General features: G+C 61.2%; 18 protein-coding genes and 1 pseudogene. 12 read left to right on the top strand and 7 right to left on the bottom strand.

All coding sequences use genetic code 11. The features are described from left to right. Positions 1–9 precede the first annotated feature (9 nt). From P0648_RS00500 to P0648_RS00490, 3 genes are all read right to left on the bottom strand, one after another. Complete coding sequence (locus tag P0648_RS00500; protein WP_276246206.1) at positions 10–963, bottom strand: electron transfer flavoprotein subunit alpha/FixB family protein; 954 nt, start codon at positions 961–963, stop codon at positions 10–12. Beyond that, entirely contained in the window at positions 960–1,754 is a 795-nt protein-coding gene (locus P0648_RS00495) for an electron transfer flavoprotein subunit beta/FixA family protein (protein ID WP_276246207.1), read from the bottom strand. The genes P0648_RS00500 and P0648_RS00495 overlap by 4 nt, the downstream gene beginning before the upstream one ends. 66 nt (positions 1,755–1,820) lie before the next feature. Beyond that, complete coding sequence (locus P0648_RS00490) at positions 1,821–2,918, bottom strand: hypothetical protein (RefSeq protein ID WP_277504842.1); 1,098 nt, start codon at positions 2,916–2,918, stop codon at positions 1,821–1,823. Positions 2,919–3,074: 156 nt separating this feature from the next. Between P0648_RS00490 and P0648_RS00485 the strand changes: the two genes are divergently transcribed. Both P0648_RS00485 and P0648_RS20520 read left to right on the top strand, forming a co-directional pair. Continuing rightward, entirely contained in the window at positions 3,075–4,268 is a 1,194-nt protein-coding gene (locus P0648_RS00485) for a hypothetical protein (protein WP_276246209.1), read from the top strand. After that, positions 4,174–4,473, top strand: a pseudogene (locus tag P0648_RS20520) (type IV pilin); the annotation flags it as partial. The gene P0648_RS00485 and the pseudogene P0648_RS20520, both read left to right, overlap by 95 nt. A 41-nt stretch (positions 4,474–4,514) precedes the next feature. On the opposite strand, the gene P0648_RS00480 reads toward P0648_RS20520, so the two are convergent. Both P0648_RS00480 and P0648_RS00475 read right to left on the bottom strand, forming a co-directional pair. Next, positions 4,515–4,706, bottom strand: a complete 192-nt coding sequence (locus P0648_RS00480; protein ID WP_276246210.1) for a hypothetical protein — start codon at positions 4,704–4,706, stop codon at positions 4,515–4,517. A gap of 52 nt (positions 4,707–4,758) precedes the next feature. Beyond that, complete coding sequence (locus tag P0648_RS00475; protein ID WP_276246211.1) at positions 4,759–5,382, bottom strand: methyltransferase domain-containing protein; 624 nt, start codon at positions 5,380–5,382, stop codon at positions 4,759–4,761. Between the two features lie 146 nt (positions 5,383–5,528). On the opposite strand from P0648_RS00475, the gene ahaH reads away from it, so the two are divergent. Genes ahaH through P0648_RS00425 form a run of 10 tightly spaced genes read left to right on the top strand, consistent with a single transcriptional unit; the run spans position 5,529 to position 14,568 of the window. Then, positions 5,529–5,861, top strand: a complete 333-nt coding sequence (gene ahaH, locus P0648_RS00470; RefSeq protein ID WP_276246212.1) for an ATP synthase archaeal subunit H — start codon at positions 5,529–5,531, stop codon at positions 5,859–5,861. Next, entirely contained in the window at positions 5,848–7,989 is a 2,142-nt protein-coding gene (locus P0648_RS00465; protein ID WP_276246213.1) for a V-type ATP synthase subunit I, read from the top strand. Before ahaH ends, P0648_RS00465 begins: the two co-directional genes overlap by 14 nt. 18 nt (positions 7,990–8,007) lie before the next feature. Next, entirely contained in the window at positions 8,008–8,271 is a 264-nt protein-coding gene (locus P0648_RS00460) for a F0F1 ATP synthase subunit C (RefSeq protein WP_276246214.1), read from the top strand. Between the two features lie 20 nt (positions 8,272–8,291). Continuing rightward, positions 8,292–8,870 (top strand): V-type ATP synthase subunit E, encoded by a 579-nt coding sequence (locus tag P0648_RS00455; RefSeq protein WP_276246215.1) that lies wholly within the window; start codon positions 8,292–8,294, stop codon positions 8,868–8,870. Further along, the gene (locus P0648_RS00450; protein ID WP_276246216.1) at positions 8,867–9,928 is read left to right on the top strand and encodes a V-type ATP synthase subunit C; all 1,062 of its coding nucleotides are present in this window, start codon (positions 8,867–8,869) and stop codon (positions 9,926–9,928) included. Before P0648_RS00455 ends, P0648_RS00450 begins: the two co-directional genes overlap by 4 nt. Next, on the top strand, positions 9,925–10,248 hold the full coding sequence (locus P0648_RS00445; RefSeq protein ID WP_276246217.1) for a V-type ATP synthase subunit F: 324 nt from the start codon (positions 9,925–9,927) through the stop codon (positions 10,246–10,248). The genes P0648_RS00450 and P0648_RS00445 overlap by 4 nt, the downstream gene beginning before the upstream one ends. A gap of 3 nt (positions 10,249–10,251) precedes the next feature. Further along, positions 10,252–12,012, top strand: coding sequence for an ATP synthase subunit A (locus P0648_RS00440; protein WP_276246218.1), 1,761 nt, complete (start codon positions 10,252–10,254; stop codon positions 12,010–12,012). Beyond that, entirely contained in the window at positions 12,012–13,421 is a 1,410-nt protein-coding gene (locus P0648_RS00435; protein ID WP_277504838.1) for an ATP synthase subunit B, read from the top strand. The genes P0648_RS00440 and P0648_RS00435 overlap by 1 nt, the downstream gene beginning before the upstream one ends. A 26-nt stretch (positions 13,422–13,447) precedes the next feature. Continuing rightward, positions 13,448–14,128: a V-type ATP synthase subunit D gene (locus P0648_RS00430; protein WP_277504836.1), complete on the top strand. Its 681-nt coding sequence runs from the start codon at positions 13,448–13,450 to the stop codon at positions 14,126–14,128. Positions 14,129–14,175: 47 nt separating this feature from the next. After that, entirely contained in the window at positions 14,176–14,568 is a 393-nt protein-coding gene (locus tag P0648_RS00425; RefSeq protein WP_277504835.1) for a DUF6276 family protein, read from the top strand. Here P0648_RS00425 and P0648_RS00420 read toward each other — a convergent pair. Both P0648_RS00420 and prf1 read right to left on the bottom strand, forming a co-directional pair. Further along, positions 14,565–15,323, bottom strand: a complete 759-nt coding sequence (locus P0648_RS00420; RefSeq protein WP_276246222.1) for a winged helix-turn-helix domain-containing protein — start codon at positions 15,321–15,323, stop codon at positions 14,565–14,567. The genes P0648_RS00425 and P0648_RS00420 overlap by 4 nt on opposite strands. 124 nt (positions 15,324–15,447) lie before the next feature. After that, entirely contained in the window at positions 15,448–16,692 is a 1,245-nt protein-coding gene (prf1, locus tag P0648_RS00415; protein WP_277504834.1) for a peptide chain release factor aRF-1, read from the bottom strand. Positions 16,693–16,757: the final 65 nt, after the last annotated feature.

Genomic DNA, 16,757 nt, shown 5'->3' with positions numbered 1-16,757 from the left:
GCGACGTGGTTACTTGAACTGCTCGGTCAGCGCTGGGACGACGTCGAACAGGTCGTCGACAATCCCGTAGTCGGCGATGTCGAAGATTGGCGCGTTCGGGTCGGTGTTGATGGCGATGATGGTGTCAGAGCCCTTCATCCCGGCGACGTGTTGGACTGCCCCAGAGATCCCGATGGCGATGTAGACGTCGGGGGTGACGACCTTGCCGGACTGGCCGACCTGGCGGTTCTTCGGCAACCAGCCGTTGTCCACGATTGGCCGCGAGGACGAAAGGGTCGCGCCCAGGGCGTCTGCGAGTTCCTGGACGAGTTCGATGTTCTCCTCTTCTTTGATACCGCGGCCGACGGAAACGAGGATGTCCGCGTCGGTGATGTCGACGTCGCCGCCGCCGACTTCCTCGAAGCCGGTGACGGTCGACTTGACGGCCGACTCGTCGATGGACGCTTCGAAGGAGACGACGTCTGCGTCACCGGTCTCCTCTGCGCCCGGCCACTCGCCGGGGCGGATGGTCAGGGCGACGTGGTCTGCGTCGACTTCCACCGTCGTCTCGACCTTCGAGCCGTACTGCTCGCGGGTCGCTTCGAGCGTCCCGTTATAGGAGAAGTCGATGGCGTCGGTGACCAGTGGCAGGTCGAGGTGGTTGGCGACGGCGGGTGCGTAGTCGAGGCCGTTTACGGAGTTCGGCATGAGCAGGGCACCCGGCTGGAGCTCGTCGTAGAGCTGGGTGATGACCTGCGTGTACACGTCGTGGTTGAACTCTTCGCCTTCGTCGACGGTGTGGATTGTGTCCACGCCTTCGCGGTTCAGTTTGTCCGCGAAGCCGGAGACGTCGCCGGAGATGACGGCGAGGTGGAGGTCGCCGCCGAGTTCGTCTGCGAGCTGGCGGCCAGCCGTGATGAGTTCGTAGCTGACGTCGCGGAGTTCGCCGCGGCGGTGTTCGGTGATTGCGAGTACGTCGCTCATGCCTGACCAACTCCTTTGTCGCGGAGGAATTCAGCAAGTTTCCCGGCGGTCTCGTCGGCGCTGCCCTCCCAGATGGTAGCGTCGCTCTCGGATTCTGGTTCGTACATGGAGGTGAGCGTAATCTCGCTCTCGGTGACCGAGGCGTCGAGCCCGAGGTCCTCGAAGGACTTCGGCGCGATTTCCTTGCTCTGGGCCTGCCGGATGCCGCGCAGCGACGCGTAGCGCGGTTCGTTGATACCCGTCTGGATGGTGAGAACCGCTGGCAGGTCGACGTCGGTGAGTTCCTCGACGCCGCCTTCGAGTTCCCGACGCAGGTGGGCGACGCCACCGTCGACATCGAGGTCGAGGGCGTTCACGACGGCCGCCCACTCGAAGCCGATAGCGTCGGCGAGCGAGACGCCGGTCGCGCCGAAGGCGTCGTCGCCGGCCTGGACGCCCGTCAGAACGAGGTCTGGCTGTTCGTCTTCGACCACGGCGGCGAGGATGTCGGTTTTGGTGGCGACGTCCACGAAGTCAGCACCGTCGAGGGCGTCGTCCCAGACGCGGATGGCGCGGTCTGCGCCTTTCGCGAGGGCCATGCGGATGGTTTCTTCTGACCGTTCGGGGCCGATGGTCACAGTAACGACTTCGACGTCGTCGTTTGCCTCGGCGATTTGGACGCCCTCCTCGACGGCGTAGTCGTCCCATTCGTTCAGGTCGTATTCGAGGTAGCGTTCGTCGATTTTGAGTCCGTCAATCTCGAACTCGTCTTCGACTTCTGCCACCTCCTTTACGGTGACAAGGACTTTCATGCTCATCCTAGGTCAAGCCCTACGCTGGTTAAACGTTTTCCAAACGTCTAACGAGGGACGCCGGGTTTAATTTTCGCCGCCGTGCTCGCGGTCAGGAAGGCTGATGAGGTTCTCACGGCCGATTCTGAGCTTTTCGATGCGGCCGGCCTCGTCCATCGCAGAGAGCAACTGGGAGACTTTCGCGTTCGACCAGCCCGTCTCCTTCACGATGGTCGCTTGCTTCATCCGGCCGCCCTCGGCCCGCAGGAGGCGTTCGACGCGCTCTTCGTCGCTCAACAGGTCGAGGTCCACCTCGGGTTCGTCGTCCGGTTCCGTGTCTTCCGGCTCGGGGTCGGTCTCCTGAGTCGTCGGTGTACTCACTGCTGTCGTTTCGCCGCCGTTCGTGCTCGACGTGGGCGTGGCCGGCGCGTCGTCTCTGTCGTGGCGGATGAACCACATGTACGCGGCGAGGCCGATGACCACGAACGCGAGGATGCCGAGGCCGAGTAGCGGCAAGTCGTTTCCTTCTGGGTCAACGCCGGGCGTCTCCGTGTCCGAGGGTCGGTACGTGACTTCGAGGTCTTCGGTGGTGAACGTGGTTGGACCCTGCCAGCGCAGCGTCTCGTTGCGGAAGCCAATCGGCGCGCTGCTCACGGCGTAGCCCTCCGGCGGCCGAATAATCAACTGCTGGTCTGCCCGGAGTTGTGGCAGCCACGTCCCGCTCGACGTGTTGAACGCATCACCGACGCGGTATTCCTCTGCGGACACCTCTGCGAAATTCGTCCAGGTAAAAATGAGCGACAGCGTTCCCGTCTCGTTCTCGACGCTGTGGCTGTAGGCGACCCCCTCGATGGCCATTTCACGGCCCGTGTGCTCGCTTGCGAGTTTGCTCGCTCGCTTGAACACGTCGACGGAGAAACCCACCTCCGATTCGCCATCCTCGAAGGAGGCGGCGAGTTTCTCGAACGCCTGTGTCTCGTTTTCGGTTTCGAGTGCGAACTGCGTCGAGACGGTCCAGCGGGCGTCTCCGTTCGGCTGGAGGTCGACGGTCATGGTCACGCCTTCGTTTGCCGGTTCGTCCTGGAGAGCAGTGGCTGGATGCCCGGGAACGTCGGCTACCACTCCCGGCACCGCAAAACTGAGGATGACGAGGAGGGCACAGCTTGCGGCAATGCGTGACCGCATACCTGTTTCTGCTCAGTACGGGGGCAAAACGCTTTCTATCGAGAATAAAACGTCTCAGGCGTCTTTAAACAGTCTCGGGGCCGCTCAGACGCTCGCTGAACCACTGACGAAGCTTCAACTGCCTTTTTGTACTGGCACTGGTAACAAGAATACTAGATGCGCCGCACGTTCGCTTTCGCTCTCGCGCTGGTCGTCTTGCTCTCCTCCAGCGCGGTGGCCGTCCCCGTCGCCGGCCCGACCTACGCACAGGTCGAACCCGTCGTCCCCGCCGACAATACGACGGCCTACCTCACCATCGCCGAGGGCAACGTCGAACGCACCGGCTACGGCATCGCGTCGCTCGACGTGGCTGCGACGCTCTCTGCGCAAAACGACGGCTTGCACGCGAGGCTGAATTCACTGACGCTCGAAGAGCGACTCGCAACTGCTGGAAGCGAAGAAGAACGACAAATCATTATCCAGAGCGAGGCAGACCAGTTAACCGCGGAAGTAAACGCCCTCGAAAAGCGCAAACTCGACGCGCTCTCCGCGTACAATAGCGGCGACCTCACCTCGGACCAGCTACTCCGCGAACTCGCCACCATCTGGATGGTGGCCACCGCGCTCGAAGACCGGGTCGACACCGTCGAATCTGCGGCCGACGACATCACGCGCTCTCGCATCGCCAAGGGGATTTCCCTCGCCAGAGCGTCACTCCTCGAACTGCAAGGCCCCATCCGCGAACACTCCGCGTTGGTCGTCGAAGGGCGCGCGACGCCACGGACCGTGTACCTCGAAACCTCTGACTCCGCTATCGTCCTCGTGACCATCGCGGGCGACGAGTACGTCCGCGAAGTGTCTGTCCCCTCCGCCCGCAACCCGACGGCTCCAGACCAGTACGACGGCGACCTCGATAAGGTGGAGTCACGCGCAGAGGAACTCCACCCGTGGGCGCTCGAAAACAGTCGAAGCAGAAACTACGGGTCGCCCGAACTCGGCTTCGTCGGCATCTATCCGTTCCAGTTCCCACACAGTCAGGGAATACTCCAGAGTTACCTCGACGGCGGAACCGGCGAAATATTCTACGAGATACAGCACAAGGACCTGGACGAAGTGCCCACGAACGCACCGCAGACCACGACCAACGACAGCCTCACGCTGACCGTCGAGACGACCCACGGGAGCGGCCCGATGAATCTCACGCTCGTCGATGCGGACACGGGCGACCCCGTCGATGGCACGATTTCGATAAACGGCCAGCAGGTAGCAACCACCGGTGAGGACGGCACCGTCTGGGTCATCCAACCGCGCGACCGCGGGACGGTCATCGCCTCGGCCAACGGCCGCTCGGTTCGCGCGTCCGTCGCGTAACTTTTTATCGAAAGCCGAGGCCAGGGGCCGTGTGTCCCGTCGTGGAACCTCGCCCGTGCTCGGCGTCGTCCTCCTGACCCTGCTCACCGTCGTCGGTGCGGGGTTCGTCGGAGCGACGGTCCTGCAGTCCAGTCCGGCCTCGCCAGCGCCGCAAGCGGTCATCGACGTGACCGTGAATCCCGACACGGGCCAGTTCACGTTCGTCCTCCGTGACGGCGATTCGCTCTCGGTCGCCGCGCTCTCGATTCAGATTTCGATAAACGACGAGCCACTCGCCCAGCAGCCACCAGTTCCGTTCTTCGCGGCCACCGGCTTCGAGAGCGGGCCGACCGGTCCGTTCAACGTCGCCTCGGACGACGAGTGGTCGGCGGGCGAGGAGGCGACGGTCGCATTCGCGGCGACGAACCGCCCAGCTGTGGCTCCGGGGGATACTGTCACCGTCCGCATCATCTCGGAAAACAGAACGGTCGCCGTCGCGGAGGTGGTCGTTCTAGTTCTCGGGTGCGCGGGCGACGGTGACGATGGCGATCTCGGGACTGTAGCTCGGCCCCATGAGCGTGTGCTCTACGTCCACGAAGCCGGCCTCGCTGAACATCCGGTCTGCCTCGGCCTCGTCGTAGAACAGCATCATCGCGTCCGCGAGCTTGCCCATGACGAAGTTCCGCGGGTGGTTCGGGCCGACGATGAGTACTTTGTTGCCGGGTTTGACGACGCGGCGAATCTCGCGCAGGGCCGTGACTGGTTCCGGCCAGTATTCGATAGAGCCTGACGACCAGACCTTGTCGAACTGGCCGTCGCGGAAGGGCAGACGCTCTGCGTCGCCCCGGTAGAACTTCACCGTGTCGCGCTTGCCGAGCTTCGCCCACGCCTTTTCGAGCTGGTGGATGCTCTGGTCCAGGCCGTGAACGTCGTCGGTGTACTGGAGGATTCCCTCGGTGGCGAAGCCGGTCCCACAGCCGACGTCGAGGACGCGGTCGCCGTCTTGGATGTCGATCAATTCGAGGGCCTCAGCACGCATCTCCTCGTTCCAGATGTACGGGTTCACCTGGTCGTACACCTTGGAGAGGTACTTGTAGAACAGGCGGGCACGGCCCTTGTGCTCGAGGACTCCCATTGGTCGAGCCTAGGGAAGGGTGCGGCATAACTCTGCGGATATATGACCGCCAGTCCGTGGTGATGTGTCACGATTCCTCCCGTACGTACGCGAACGTATTCGCAACTACCATATAGGCGCTTGTGCAAGTTTCGGCTGATATAAGAATGGCTAGGCCAGAGGTTCTCGACCGAATCAAAGAGGCCGAGCGGGAGGCCGATGAAATTGTAGAACAGGCCGAGACCGCGCGCAAAGAACGGATTGCGGAGGCACGCGAGCGTGCTGAAGCGATTCGCGAAGAGGCCCACGAGGAGGCCCGCGAGCTTGAAGAAGAACGACTTGCCTCGGCAGAGGAGGAGATCGAAGCCGAACGCAAGGAAATTCTCGCAGCAGGTGAAGCGGAACGTGAGGCCCTCGAAGAACGCGCGCAGTCGCGGGTAGACGACGTCGTCTCCTTCGTCGTCGAAACCTTCGAGGAGGCGGTTCATGCTCAGACCTAAGCAAATGAGCCGTGTCTCGGTGACCGGCTCAAAATCCGTCATGGGCGAGGTCATCGAGACTGTCCACGACCTGAACATGGTGCACCTCTCCGAGTACGACGGTGCCTGGGACGGGTTCGCTCCCGGCGACCCAGTCTCCGGTGCCGACGACGCTTCGGAGAAACTCGTCACCGTGCGCTCGATTCAGAGCATCCTCGACGTCGACGCGGAAGATGCGGGACCGACGCGCATCGTCACCGACGACGCCCTCGAAGAGGAACTCGAAGAGATTCGTACCGAAGTAAATCGACTCGACGACCGTCGGGACGAGCTTCGAGACGAGCTCCGCGCGGTCGAAGATCGCATCGACACGATGGAACCGTTCGCCGCACTCGGCATCGACCTCGACTTGCTGTCGGGGTACGACTCGGTGTCCGTCACCGTGGGCGAAGGGAAAGCCGACGTCGTCGAGCGGGCACTGCTCGCAGCAGACGACGTCAAAGCCTTCGAGATGTACACGAGCGACAAGGCAATCGCCGTCGTCGCTCGGCTCGCAGACGACGCGACGCTCGACGACATCCTCGTCGGCAACGCGTTCACCCCGCTCGACATCCCCGATGCAGAGGGGAGTCCTGCGGAGTACATCGAAGAACTCCGCCACCGCGCCCAGCAGCTTCGCTCGAAGCTCAACAGCGTGGAGTCGGAAATCGAGAGTCTGAAACTCGATGCAGCGGGCTTCCTGCTCGCCGCAGAGGAGCGACTCTCCATCGACGTCCAGAAGCGCGAGGCACCACTGACGTTCGCGACGACCGAGAACGCGTTCGTCGCCGAAGGCTGGGTGCCAACCGAGCGCTACTCGACGTTCGCAAGCGCGCTCAAGGACGCCGTCGGTGACCACGTGGAAATCGACGAACTCGAGCGTGCAGACTACGACGAAGAAGGCCACGCACACGCGACAGAACCAGCAAAGTCTGGCGCAGGTGCGGCAGCCACCGACGGTGGCACCACGATGGGCCACGGCAACCCGCCGGTCATCCAGGACAACCCTGCTGGCACGGTCAAGCCGTTCGAAGCCCTCACGGGTGTCATCAACCGGCCGAAGTACTCGGAACTCGACCCAACGGTCATCCTGTTCCTGACCTTCCCGGCCTTCTTCGGCTTCATGATTGGTGACCTCGGGTACGGACTGATTTACATGGGGCTCGGCTACCTCATCTACAGTCGGTTCGAGAACGAAGTCGTCAAGAGTCTCGGCGGAATCGCGATGTGGGCCGGTGGATTCACGGCGCTGTTCGGTATCCTGTACGGCGAAATATTCGGGTTACACCAACTCGGGGAAATCGTCTGGGCAGGACACCCGCCAATCCACAAAGGTCTGCAGCCGGAATACGCTGATTACGCCTCGACGTGGCTCGTCCTGAGCCTGCTGCTCGGGCTTGCTCACATGACCATCGGGTACATCTTCGGCTTCGTCGACTTCCTCTCACACGGTGTCAAAGACGCCGTCCTCGAGAAGGGGTCGTGGGTCGTCCTGATGCTCGGCGTCTGGGGCTGGATTTTCAGCCAACACGCCGCCGACTCGAAGCCCGAATTCATGTTCACCGTGTTCAACGGGCAGCCGTTCGCCCTCGGCTTCGGTGGCTTCTCGGAGGCAACTGGTCTCGCTATGCTCGGTGTCGCGGGTATCGGCCTCGTGATGCTGCTGGCTGGTGAGGGCGCCATTGGCCTCCTCGAGAGCCTGAACGTCGTCGTGAACGTCCTGTCGTACACGCGTATCGCCGCGGTGCTGCTCGCGAAGGCGGGCATGGCATTCGTGGTGAACCTGCTCGTGTTCGGCGCGTACGTCCACGACGGCGCGTTCCACCTGATCTTCTTCAGCGAGAAGTCGTTGGCGGAGATTCCTGCAGAAGAAGTAATGTTCGCCGGGATGCTCAACGGTTCCTCGCCAACTGAGCTGTTACTCGGCGCCATCGCCGGACTTGTCATCCTCGTCATCGGGCACCTGCTCGTGTTGGTGCTCGGTATCACCAGCGCCGGTCTACAGGCCGTGCGTCTGGAGTATGTCGAGTTCTTTGGGAAGTTTTATGAAGGCGGTGGGGAGAAGTACCAACCGTTCGGCTACGAGAGAACGTACACCACTGAGGACTAAGTAAAACCACAAATCACAATGTTCGAAACTATCATGACTCTGATGAGCGTCGTACTGCAAGAAGGAAGCACTGAGGCTGTCGCAGCCATCCCACCAACGGCTGCCGCCGCCCTCGCTGTCGGTCTCGCTGCGTTCGGTGCAGGCTACGCAGAGCGCGGTATTGGCGCCGCTGCAGTCGGCGCAATCGCAGAAGACGACGAGATGTTCGGTCGCGGGCTCATCCTCACGGTCCTTCCTGAGACGCTCGTGATTCTCGCACTCGTTGTCGTGTTCGTGGTCTAAACACCCCTTCTCTTTCACCCATGAGTCTCGAGACAGTTGTTGAGGATATCCGGGAAGAAGCCCGCGCGCGTGCGGAAGAGATACGCGCAGAGGGCGAGGAGCGTGCCGAAGAGCTTGTCTCTGAGGCAGAATCCGACGCCGCGGAAATCCTCGACGAACGAGAGCGGGAAGTAGAGCGCGAAATCACACAGATGCGAGAGCAGCAGCTATCGAGTGCGAAACTCGAGGCCAAGCAAAAGCGCCTTGAAGCACGCCGCAACGTCCTGGCACAGGTTCGCGAGGACGTCGAAGTGGCAATCGCAAACCTCGAAGGCGACACTCGTGAGGAGCTCACCCGTGAGCTGCTCGACGTCGCAAGCGAGGAGTTCGACGACGGCGACGATGTCACGATCTACGGCCGTGCCGACGACGCTGCACTGCTCGAAACCCTTGCAGACGAGTACGACTACGCCTACGCTGGCGAATACGACTGCCTCGGCGGCGTCGTGCTCGAGAGTGAGAAGTCGCGTATCCGTGTCAACAACACGTTTGACTCGGTACTCGACCGTGTCTGGGAGAACAACCTGAAAGAAACAAGCGAGCGGTTATTCGACCAATGAAGGCACGGGTGACCGACACCAGTTCAAACTACGAGTACGTCACTGCACGTGTTCGGTCGCGCCGGGCAGCGCTGTTCAGCGAAGAGGACTACCGCAAACTCGTCCGGATGGGTCCTGGCGAGATTGCGCGCTTCATGGAGGAGACGGAGTACGAAGAGGAGATGAATGCACTCGGCTCCCGCTACAGCGGCGTCGACCTCATCGAGTTCGCCCTCAACCGGAATCTGGCGAAGCACTTCAACGACCTGCTTCGCTGGGCGGACGGCAAACTCTACGACTACATCGCCCGGTACCTCCGGAAGTTCGACGCCTGGAACGTCAAGACGATTATCCGCGGCATCTACGCGGACTCTGCCCGCGAAGACGTCGAGGCCGACCTCGTGCGTGCAGGCGAATTCGACGACGACTTCCTCGCCCGTCTCACCGAAGCGACGGACATCGAGGACGTCGTGGACATGCTTTCGGGCACGATTTTCGGCAAGCCACTCGCTGCCGCGTACCCCGAATACGAGGAAAAGGGCGTTCTCGTCCCCCTCGAAAACGCCATCGACCGTGCCTTCTACGGCACGCTCGTGAACGCGCTGCCGCCGGAACCGGACCGCGCGACGGGACTCTACGTCGAGTTCCTCCGCGCAGAGATTGACTTCCGTAACGTCCGCAACGCGCTTCGTCTCGCACGAAGTGGTGCGGACATTGACCCGTCTGAATACTTTATCGACGGCGGACGACTCTTCTCTGCGACGGAAATGCGCCAACTCGTCTCCAACACTGACGAGCTGGTCGCACGCATCCGCGACGGACCGTACGGCGACGACCTTTCTGCGGCCCTCGACCAGCTCGAAGCCGCAGACAGCCTCATCGCGTTCGAGCACGCGCTCGACGAGGCCCTGCTCGAATACTCCGACCACCTGAGTCACGCCTTCCCACTGTCGGTGTGCCCGGTGCTCGCGTACATCCTCGCCAAAGAGCGCGAGGTCGAGAACATCCGCGCCATCGCGCGCGGCCTCGAGGCAGGACTCGAAGCAGACGAAATTGAAGACGAACTGGTGATACAATGAGCCAGGAAATTGCCGTGATTGGAAGCCCCGACTTCACGACGGGCTTTCGGCTTGCGGGTGTCCGCAAGTTCGAGAACGTCGCAGAAGAGGACAAAGAGACAGAACTGGACGACGCCGTCCAGCGCATCCTCGACGACGAGAATGTCGGGATTGTCGTCATGCACGACCCCGACCTCGAATACCTCTCACGCAACGTTCGCAATAACGTCGAAACAAGCGTTGAACCGACGCTCGTGACGCTCGGAGGTGGCGCCGGCAGTGGCGGCCTCCGCGACAAGATCAAGCGGGCTATCGGTATCGACCTGATGGAGCAAGACTAAACCATGAGCCAAGCAACCGAATCCGACACCGTACGACAAGATGGTGTCATCGAGAGCGTGAGCGGTCCCGTTGTGACCGCCACGGACCTCGAAGCCCGAATGAACGACGTCGTGTACGTCGGCCACGAAGGTCTGATGGGCGAGGTCATCGAAATCGAAGGTAACCTGACGACGATTCAGGTCTACGAGGAAACGTCCAACGTCGCACCCGGCGAACCGGTCGAGAGTACCGGCGAACCGCTCACCGTCGACCTCGGACCGGGGATGCTGTACTCCATCTACGATGGTGTCCAGCGCCCACTCGACGTCCTTGAAGAGAAGATGGGTGCCTTCCTCGACCGTGGTGTCGACGCCCCTGGTGTCGACCTTGAAAAGACGTGGGAATTCACTCCTACCGTCGACGCAGGCGACGAAGTCGCACCGGGCGACATCGTTGGCACGGTCCCAGAGACCGAGAGTATCGAGCACAAAGTGATGGTCCCGCCAGACTTCGAAGGCGGCGTCGTTGCCTCCACCGAATCGGGCAACTTCAACGTCGAAGAGCCGGTCGTCGAACTCGAAAACGGCGAGGAAATCACGATGCGACAGGAATGGCCAGTGCGTAAGGCACGCCCAACGGTCAGCAAGAAGACCCCACGCGAACCACTCGTCACGGGTCAGCGTATCCAGGACGGCCTGTTCCCAATCGCGAAAGGTGGGACGGCCGCAATCCCAGGCCCATTCGGGTCCGGGAAGACGGTTACCCAGCAGCAGCTTGCCAAGTGGTCCGACGCAGACATCGTTGTCTACATCGGCTGTGGTGAGCGCGGTAACGAGATGACCGAGGTTATCGACGACTTCCCGAACCTGGAGGACCCAAAGACCGGGAAGCCGCTCATGAGCCGTACCTGCCTCATCGCAAACACGTCCAACATGCCCGTCGCAGCACGTGAGTCCTGTGTGTACACGGGAATCACTATCGCTGAGTTCTACCGCGACATGGGATACGACGTTGCACTGATGGCAGACTCCACGTCTCGCTGGGCAGAGGCAATGCGTGAAATCTCCTCGCGTCTCGAAGAGATGCCCGGTGAAGAAGGGTACCCAGCGTACCTTTCGGCACGTCTTTCCCAGTTCTACGAGCGTGCAGGAATGTTCGAGAACATGAACGGCACGGAAGGGTCGATTTCCGTTGTGGGTGCAGTCAGCCCACCAGGCGGTGACTTCTCCGAACCAGTTACGCAGAACACTCTGCGTATCGTCAAAACGTTCTGGGCACTCGACGCAGACTTAGCAGAGCGTCGTCACTTCCCATCCATCAATTGGAACGAGTCCTACTCGCTCTACCGTGAGCAGCTCGACCCATGGTTCGTCGAGAATGTCGCCGAAGACTGGCCAGAAACGCGCCAGTGGGCGGTCGACGTGCTCGACGAGGAAACGGAACTCCGAGAGATTGTCCAGCTCGTCGGTAAGGACGCCCTCCCAGCAGACCAGCAGCTGACCCTCGAAGTCGCTCGCTACCTACGTGAGGCATTCCTCCAGCAGAACGCATTCCACGACGTGGATACGTTCTGCCCACCGGAGAAAACCTACCGCATCATTCTGGCAATCAAGACGTTCAACGATGAGGCGTTCAAGGCACTCGAAGCCGGTCTCCCAGTCGAGGAGATTACGGCTATCAGTGCAGCGCCACGTCTGAACCGTATCGGAACGGCTGAGGACTACAACGAGTTCATCGACGACCTCGAAGCCGAAATCACCGAACAACTCCGGGAGCTCTACTAATGAAAGAGTACCAGACAATCACCGAAATCAGTGGCCCGCTGGTGTTCGTCGAAGTCGACGAACCAATTGGGTACGACGAAATCGTCGAAATCGAGACGCCTGAAGGCGAGATCAAGCGTGGTCAGGTGCTCGAATCGAGTACTGGTCTCGTGGCCATTCAGGTCTTCGAAGGTACAACCGGTCTCAACCGCAAGGCATCCGTCCGCTTCCTTGGCGAGACGATGAAGATGCCAGTGACCGAGGACCTTCTCGGGCGCGTCATGGACGGGTCGGGCAAGCCAATCGACGGCGGCCCTGACATCGTCCCAGAAGAGCGCCGCGACATCGTGGGTGAAGCAATTAACCCGTACTCGCGTGAGTACCCAGAGGAGTTCATCCAGACGGGTGTCTCCTCCATCGACGGCATGAACACCCTCGTGCGCGGCCAGAAACTGCCGATTTTCTCGGCATCTGGTCTGCCACACAACGACCTCGCACTCCAGATTGCTCGTCAGGCGACCGTGCCTGAGGAAGCAGGCGACGAAGGCGAGGGCACCGAGTTCGCCGTGATTTTCGGTGCGATGGGTATCACCGCAGAAGAGGCAAACGAGTTCATGGAAGACTTCGAGCGCACGGGCGCACTCGAACGCTCTGTGGTCTTCATGAACCTGGCAGACGACCCCGCAGTCGAGCGGACGGTCACGCCGCGCCTCGCACTCACCACCGCAGAGTACCTGGCCTTCGAGAAGGGCTACCACGTGCTCGTCATCCTGACGGACATGACCAACTACTGTGAGGCACTCCGTGAAATCGGTGCCGCACGTGAGGAGGTTCCTGGTCGACGTGGGTACCCAGGTTACATGTACACTGACCTTGCTACGCTCTACGAGCGTGCAGGCCGCATCAAGGGTCGTGAGGGGACGGTTACGCAGATTCCGATTCTCACGATGCCTGGTGACGACGACACGCACCCAATCCCTGACCTGACCGGCTACATTACGGAAGGGCAGATTGTGATGGACCGTGACCTGAACAGTCAGGGTCTCGAGCCACCAGTGAACGTGCTCCCATCTCTCTCCCGTCTCATGGACGACGGTATCGGCGAAGGTCTCACCCGTGACGACCACGCCGACGTCTCTGACCAGATGTACGCCGCGTACGCAGAGGGTGAGGACCTTCGTGACCTCGTGAACATTGTCGGTCGCGAGGCACTCAGCGAGCGTGACAACAAGTACCTCGACTTCGCAGAGCGCTTCGAAAATGAGTTCGTCCAGCAGGGTACACACACGAACCGTTCGATTGAGGAAACCCTCAACATCGGCTGGAACCTGCTCTCGATGCTGCCAAAAGAAGAGCTCAACCGTATCGACGAAGACCTCATCGAAAAGTACTACGAGGACGAAGCAGACGCTATCGAGGCGGAGGCATAAGGGCATCCCGCCCGTAGGAGTCTACCATGGCCACTGACGTCAAACCAACTCGGAAAAACCTGATGGCGATCGAAGATCGCATCGACCTCTCCGAGCGAGGCCACGGCACGCTTGAGAAGAAGCGTGACGGCCTCATCATGGAGTTCATGGACATCCTCGACCAGGCTCGGGACGTCCGTGCGGGAGTCGAGGACAACTACCAGCGCGCCCAGCGAACCATCAACATGGCCCGAGCGATGGAAGGCGACGTTGCCGTCCGCGGTGCCGCCGCCGCACTCAAAGAGCACCCAGAGATTACGACCCAATCGAAAAACATCATGGGCGTCGTCGTGCCACAAATCGAGTCGTCGCGCGTCAAAAAGACGCTCGACCAGCGTGGCTACGGCGTGCTCGGAACCAGCGCTCGCATCGACGAAACCGCAGACGCCTACGAGGAATTGCTCGACAGCATCATCCTCGCGGCCGAGGTGGAGACGGCGATGAAGAAGATGCTCGACGAAATCGAGACGACCAAGCGTCGTGTCAACGCACTCGAGTTCAAGCTGCTGCCCGAACTGTACGAGGGCCAGGAGTTCATCGAGCAGAAACTCGAAGAGCAAGAGCGCGAAGAGATCTTCCGACTGAAGAAGATCAAAGCGAAGAAAGAGGAAGAGGAGAAAGCAGCCCGCGAGGCCAACGAGGCCCAGCCGGTCCCTGCTGACGACTAACTTCGCAAACCACCATTCTCATTGTTTCACGGCGAGAAGCCGTGGCTATGGACTGTCCGAACTGTGGGTCGCCCGTCGTCGCGTTCGAGGTACCCGACGACTTGCGCGACACGGTCGCCGGGAAAGAACCGGTCGTCGCGCTGTGTACGCGCTGTCTCACGCTTTCACCTGCGACCACGCCCGACGCAGACCCCGACTTCTCGCGGGTGAGTCGGGAGTTCCCGACGCTTCGTGGCGCGAGCGTCCCGATGGCGCTGTTGCTCGGGTTGCTCTCATCGCTCGCAGTGAATCGGGCAGAAATCGAGCGCCTCGTCGAGCGTGTCGAGCGGACGGGTACCGACCCCCTGCTCGTGTTAGACCGCCTTGCACGCGACCCAGACATCGAGGCGGCAACGGACCTCCGGGGCAGACAGACGCAACTCGAACAGTTTCTCGACTAGCGGAACTCGTCGGTGATGTCGAACGCCTCCTCGCGGAGTGATTCGTAGTAGTTCTCAGCCCACTCGACGGCGGCGGGGGTGTCGTTCGTGATGACGCCTTCCATTCGGCCGTCGTTGTAGATGATGACGCTCACGAGGGTTGGGCCGTCTTCGTGGGTGGTGAGCGCGAACCCGAAGGGAACCGTATCGGTCTGGAGAACGCGAAAGTTGCCGGTCTCGACCATCTTCTCCATGGCTTCTCGGTTGTCTTCTGCGAAATAGTCGAGCAGTGACTCCTGATGGATTTTCTCTGCATCGAGGCCGCCCTGGATACACTCTAAAAACCAGTTCAGTGTGCTTGCCTGCGAGATGGTGTGCGTGACGCCTCGGTGGGTCGTTGCAGACCGCAACTGCGCTTCGAGGTGGTTTACGGGTTCGTGGGCCGCCGGCGGAGTCGATTCGTAGACGGTACATCCAGAGAGCAGGTCGGTCGTGATGGGGGCGTCCGCCGAGAGGTGCGAGAGGAGCTCTTTGGCTTCGTTCACGGTGGCCGATTCGTCGATGAACTCGTAGTAGACTTCAACGGCGAGGCGCCCGCTCAGCGTCGCTTGATACCCTTCGGTGCCACGTTCGGCGAAGCCGTGGGTCATGAGTTCGCGCAGGCCGCGGTCCACGGTCGACCGCGAAACGCCGAGGCGGTCTACCAGTGCCGGCTTCTGTGCCGGCTCGTCGATGATGGCCTCCAGCAGCTCGCCGCGCCGGGTCAGTACTGACACCAATGCTTCTGGGGGTTCTGTCGAGGCCATCTGTTCCTGACCGGTCTTGCGAGTGGACAGGTAATAATTTTCTGGTACTTATGTTAGAGAACAGCAATACCGTGGGTGGGCAGAGAGAGTGTGGTTAGACGCCTGTTGCGTAGCGGAGGATGCCCGCGATGCCGCCGAAGGCGTGGAGCAGTTGGTCGCCTTCTTCGAAGTCGGTCGAGATGAACTTCGTCTCCGTCCCGCGCTCTTCGGCGATGGACATGAGGTGCTCGATGGCGTCTTCGCGCTCTTTGACCTCGGCTTCGCTGCCGTCTTCGCATTTGTGCGTCGGCGTGTTCTTGCGGCGGTCTAGGAGTTCGTACTCCTCGGTGCCGTCTGCACACTCGTAGGTCACGACGTCCTTGCGGAGGTCTTCGCTGATGAGGAGTCGGTCGACAGAGCCCATGATGAGGTTGCGTCGGGTGGCGTCGAACCCGTAGGTCGCGAGGTCGCCCTCGTTGAGTTCCTTGAAGAACTCGTCCATCTGGGTCTTGTCCTTCATCACCTCATGGTCTGCGAGGGCGTCCTGTGCGGCGTCGACCAGTTCGCGCAGGCCACTCTCGTCGGTGTAGGCGACGTCGAACTTGTCGATGACGATTTGCTGAATCTCGTGGTGGAGGTAGTCGCCGTCTAAGAACTCGTCTTTCGTGGGGGAGGGGCCGCCGACGAGGACGCCGTCCATGTCGTGACGGTAGGGGACGAACAGGTCGTTTGCCATCTCCGCGACTTCCTGATAGAAGTTGTCGATGGCTTCGAGACGCAGGCGAGCGAAACGCTGGGCGGACTGGCCACCTTTGCGCTGCTTGCCGGGGACGAGCGACGAGGCGGACTTGATTGCCTCGATGCGCTTGCCTTTCAGCCACCCGACGGTCGCTTCGCGGCGGTCTAAGACCACGAGACCGATGAGGCCCTTGTCCACGAGCATGTCGGCGAGCGGGTCGGTGAGGAACGCGGAGTCACAGTGATAGCGGAACGATTCGACGGGTTCTGGCGGACTCTCTAAGACCTTCGTGACCATGTCGGTCTGGCCGCCGCCGGTGTCGATGGCACCCGAGAACAGGACGAGGCCGTTGTCGGGCGGGTAGACGTCGTAGTAGCGAAGGCGGTCTTTGATGCTGGTGAGCGCGTCCTGCACCGCGGTTCGCGTCTGCTTCGATTTGATGTTGGACGCCTCGCTGTGCTCCTGGGTGACGTGCGCGACGACGTCGCTTATCTGCTTGTCTTCTGGAACGTAGATGGTGACGAGTTGCGTCCCGGAGCCGGAGTATTGCTCCAGTTCCTCGATGACCTTCTGGAACTCGTATTTCCGCCGGTCATCCATCTCTTCTCCCTGCCTACTCATTACCTAGGGTAAACCTGTGGCTGCGTAAGTAACCTTTGACCCGCTACGAACGCGCTCAGGGCGGC

It is taken from the genome of Haladaptatus sp. DYSN1 (assembly GCF_029489995.1).
Lineage (GTDB): Archaea > Halobacteriota > Halobacteria > Halobacteriales > Halococcaceae > QDMS2.
This window is presented reverse-complemented; position numbering and strand designations above follow the sequence as displayed.